Source organism: Palaeococcus sp. (in: euryarchaeotes), assembly GCF_053987695.1.
This window is the reverse complement of record NZ_JBMXHE010000114.1, coordinates 1-3,340: the sequence shown is the minus strand read 5'-3', so window position 1 is coordinate 3,340 and position 3,340 is coordinate 1. Positions and strand designations below refer to the sequence as shown.

6 protein-coding genes are annotated in these 3,340 nt (G+C 44.6%); 2 read left to right on the top strand and 4 right to left on the bottom strand.

The genetic code is table 11. The annotated features are described in order from the left end of the window. Together ACXJGZ_RS08855 and ACXJGZ_RS08850 are read right to left on the bottom strand one after the other, a co-directional pair. The coding region (locus ACXJGZ_RS08855) for an adenylosuccinate synthetase (RefSeq protein WP_456399080.1) at window positions 1-646 on the bottom strand (646 nt) is incomplete at its 3' end. An 83-nt stretch (window positions 647-729) separates the two neighbouring features. Beyond that, window positions 730-1,197 (bottom strand): GNAT family N-acetyltransferase, encoded by a 468-nt coding sequence (locus tag ACXJGZ_RS08850; RefSeq protein WP_456326592.1) that lies wholly within the window; start codon window positions 1,195-1,197, stop codon window positions 730-732. Between the two features lie 106 nt (window positions 1,198-1,303). Here ACXJGZ_RS08850 and ACXJGZ_RS08845 point away from each other — a divergent pair, with 106 nt between their 5' ends. Then, window positions 1,304-1,834 carry a multiprotein bridging factor aMBF1 gene (locus ACXJGZ_RS08845; RefSeq protein WP_456399079.1) on the top strand — a complete coding sequence of 177 codons (531 nt, stop codon included), beginning with the start codon at window positions 1,304-1,306 and terminating at the stop codon, window positions 1,832-1,834. Between the two features lie 7 nt (window positions 1,835-1,841). On the opposite strand, the gene ACXJGZ_RS08840 is transcribed toward ACXJGZ_RS08845, so the two are convergent. Beyond that, window positions 1,842-2,216 carry a DUF356 domain-containing protein gene (locus ACXJGZ_RS08840; protein WP_293257781.1) on the bottom strand — a complete coding sequence of 125 codons (375 nt, stop codon included), beginning with the start codon at window positions 2,214-2,216 and terminating at the stop codon, window positions 1,842-1,844. A 118-nt stretch (window positions 2,217-2,334) separates the two neighbouring features. Here ACXJGZ_RS08840 and ACXJGZ_RS08835 point away from each other — a divergent pair, with 118 nt between their 5' ends. Beyond that, window positions 2,335-2,901: a TATA-box-binding protein gene (locus ACXJGZ_RS08835; RefSeq protein ID WP_456321470.1), complete on the top strand. Its 567-nt coding sequence runs from the start codon at window positions 2,335-2,337 to the stop codon at window positions 2,899-2,901. Between the two features lie 46 nt (window positions 2,902-2,947). Here the strand turns inward: ACXJGZ_RS08835 and ACXJGZ_RS08830 are convergent. Beyond that, a partial coding sequence (locus ACXJGZ_RS08830; RefSeq protein WP_456399078.1) for a hypothetical protein occupies window positions 2,948-3,340 on the bottom strand: 393 nt, incomplete at its 5' end.

The window sequence follows — 3,340 nt, the reverse complement described above, 5'->3', positions numbered from 1 at the left end:
CATCAACTCTTGTCGGTCCAACGCCCACATCGCTCGCTATTGCTGAAGCGCTCGTATCCTTTGATGTAACATAAGGATATGAACCATAATAGAGACTTAATCCAAAGCCTTGAGTTCCTTCAATGAGGATGAGTTTTCCTTCATCTAAAGCGTCGTTAACCTCCTGGGCAACGTCCGTTAGATATGGTTCAAGCTCTTTGAGGTCCTTTGCCTGTCTGGCCTTCCTCATAACCCTATCCGCATTTGCTGGACCGCAACCGCTTCCCGTGGTTCCTATCTTCCCGTGCAGGTAAGCATTGGTTCTATCGAGTTCCCTGTGCCCGGGCTCTATGATTGTGCACCTGTAGTCAATGCCTACTCTCTTCTCAACATTGAAGGGTTTTAAATGCTCCAGTTCATGGAAAAATACTTCAGGATCCACTAAAACGCCAGCTCCCACCAAAAGCCTCGCCTTTGTTTGCATGAAACCCGTTGGGAGCTGCCTTACTGCATATTTAACCCCATTTATATAAACGCTGTGTCCTGCATTTGTTCCCACGCCACCCCTGGCTATTACCTCGGGTTTATCCTTTTGAGCCAGATAAGCGATTATAGAACCTTTACCTTCATCTCCCCATTGACCGCCTACAACTATGTAGCTTGGCATTTCATCTTCACCCAGAGGACTTATCCATAGGTATGTAGGTGTCACCTTTAAAATGATTATGGTTTAAAATTGACAAAAAAATGTCAATCCTCTCTGAGCATGATTATCCAGTTTTCCTGCTTCCCGATTTTTTTGAATCCCCAGCGCTCGTAGAATTTTATGGCATTCTCATTCTTCTCTCCAACTTCAAGGACTATCTTTTTGCAGCCTTTCAGATATTCCAGACATGCCTTCATTAGGGCGCCTCCTATGTGGTGCCCCTGATATGCCTTATCGATTACAAATTCCCCTATGTATCCAACGTTTTCATTTAGGAACTTATGGTGCCACTTCCTTGAACATACGGCAAAGCCCACTATTTCATCATCCAAACGGGCAACGAAAAAGCCATCTTTCATTCTTCCCCAGCACCACCGAAGATACCGGCGTGCATAGGGCACGCTCTCCCCGCCGTATTCTCTCAGTCCCGCATAACCCTCCATGTATATCTCCACGAGCCTGTTGAGGACCTCTTCATTCCATTCCTTGAGCTTCTCAATTTTCACCCTCATACGAAATTACATTCGCAGGCGAGGATTTATAAATCCTTAGCCTTTAGGATAAACAAGCTTTTTAATTCTGAGGACTACTTACAATTAAACAAAGAGGGTGATAGGAATGCCAAAGCCTGGAGGAAAGAGAATCTGTGAAATCTGCGGTGCTCAAATAAGAGGGCCCGGACACGTCATAAAAATAGAGGGAGCAGAGCTTTTGGTCTGCAACAGCTGCTATGCCAAGTACTCAAAGAAAAAGCCCGGTACATGGAGCCCAATGCCAACCGGACGGGCTGCGAGACCAAGATCAATACCATCTAGACCTCAAAGAGCTGCGAGACCAAGGAGGGAGCGCCCTGAAGAGGAAATCGTGGAGGACTATGCGGAGAGGGTGAGAAGTGCTATACAGAGGAGCGGGCTCAGTTATGAGGAACTCTCCCACAAGGTCGGTCTATCAACGAATCTCCTCAGGAGAATAGCCCATGGAGAGTACATGCCCACCATCGACGAGGCAAAAAAGCTTGAACGGTATTTCAAGATAACACTTATAGAGCGCATTGAGGAAGCTCCGAGGGAGAAGGCAAAGATACCCAAGGATTACGAGCCAACGCTGGGCGATATAGCCAATATCAAAATTAAGAAGAGGAAGAAGTAATAAGTGATCATTCTTCCTCGCTCTTTGTCTCTTTTGGTTTGTGAAATCCCCTGAGCTTCTCTAAGGTTCCCCACATTTTCATGAGCTCTTCATTAACATTGCTATTGGGGGGAATGACTATGATATGCGCGGGGGGATGAATCTCCCTGAGTCTCCCTATCGCCTTGGAGGGGGGGAGGTCAATTTGAGCCACCACATGAGCTCTGTAGGTTTTCTTGGGTTTCTCACCAACGATTTTTTCAAAAGCCCAATCCGAGAGAGCAGGAGAGATTATTTTTGGGACTCCAAGTATCTTCATGCCTCCATATCTCGTGAGATCTGCGAGGGCTATCATTGCCTTGTCAAAGCTATCCGTCCTCACCAAAACCATCGTGTTTTTCATACCGCTCACCCCTTTAACATTGGCAGCGGACTTTTAAACATATTCCATGGTTAAATTTAAAAAGCCTGAGTGAGGATATAAAAAGGGGTTTTTAAACCCACTAATCGGGGGTGTAATTATGGTTGATATGAGCAATGTAAAACTCAGGATTGAAAATATCGTGGCTTCCGTTGATCTGTTTGCTTCTTTGGATTTGGAAAAAGTAATTGAGATTTGCCCCAATTCCAAGTACAATCCCGAGGAATTTCCGGGAATCATATGCCGTTTGGATGAGCCGAAGGTAGCACTTCTTGTATTCAGCTCCGGGAAACTCGTTGTAACCGGTGCCAAAAGTGTTGAAGATATCGAAGGTGCTGTTTCAAAGCTTGTAGAGATGCTCTCAAAGATTGGAACGAAGTTCCACCGCGCCCCGCAAATTGATATACAAAACATGGTTTTCAGCGGTGACATTGGTATGGAGTTTAACCTCGATGCAGTTGCCCTCGCCCTGCCCAACTGTGAATACGAACCCGAGCAGTTCCCCGGCGTTATTTATAGAGTGAAAGATCCAAGGGCGGTTATACTCCTCTTCACATCAGGTAAAATCGTTTGCAGCGGTGCTAAGAGTGAGCATGATGCATGGGAAGCTGTCAAAAAGCTGCTCCATGAGCTTGAGAAGTATGGTTTAACAGAGAGCTACTTCTGATCCTTTCTCCATCAACTTCTATTCTGAAATTTTGAAAAGAAATCAACTAAAACTTGCAAAGCCGATTTCGTAGAGCTGGCGGAGCATGCGGAGGACTTTGATTTGAGTGATTACCGGTATTTTGTAATAACTCCCTTATTTTCTCTTGGAACTTAGAATCAACATTCAATTCTGACTTAAGAGTTTCCATGTTATACGTCAGTACGCTTATTTGTGTCCCATCAAAGAACATGGCTTCTCCGACTTTAAGTTCTTGCTTAAAATTGTTATAGTGATCACTCTTGGGGAATATGAGAATAGTCTTTATTCCTTTTATATTCTTTTCATTTTCAAGGATTTTGGCATAAACGTAAACTTGCCTCAGCGAATCTGGACTAATTTGAAGTTTGCCTTCTTTAATCCCCAATGCTCTGTATTTGGCATCTAATACTACAACGGG

Bases quoted from the DNA above. Each gene is read 5' to 3' on its own strand.
- ACXJGZ_RS08845 (WP_456399079.1), top strand. From the start codon at position 1,304: ATGCCAAAGCCTGGAGGAAAGAGAATCTGTGAAATCTGCGGTGCTCAA.
- ACXJGZ_RS08850 (WP_456326592.1), bottom strand. From the start codon at position 1,197: ATGAGGGTGAAAATTGAGAAGCTCAAGGAATGGAATGAAGAGGTCCTC.
- ACXJGZ_RS08835 (WP_456321470.1), top strand. From the start codon at position 2,335: ATGGTTGATATGAGCAATGTAAAACTCAGGATTGAAAATATCGTGGCT.
- ACXJGZ_RS08840 (WP_293257781.1), bottom strand. From the start codon at position 2,216: ATGAAAAACACGATGGTTTTGGTGAGGACGGATAGCTTTGACAAGGCA.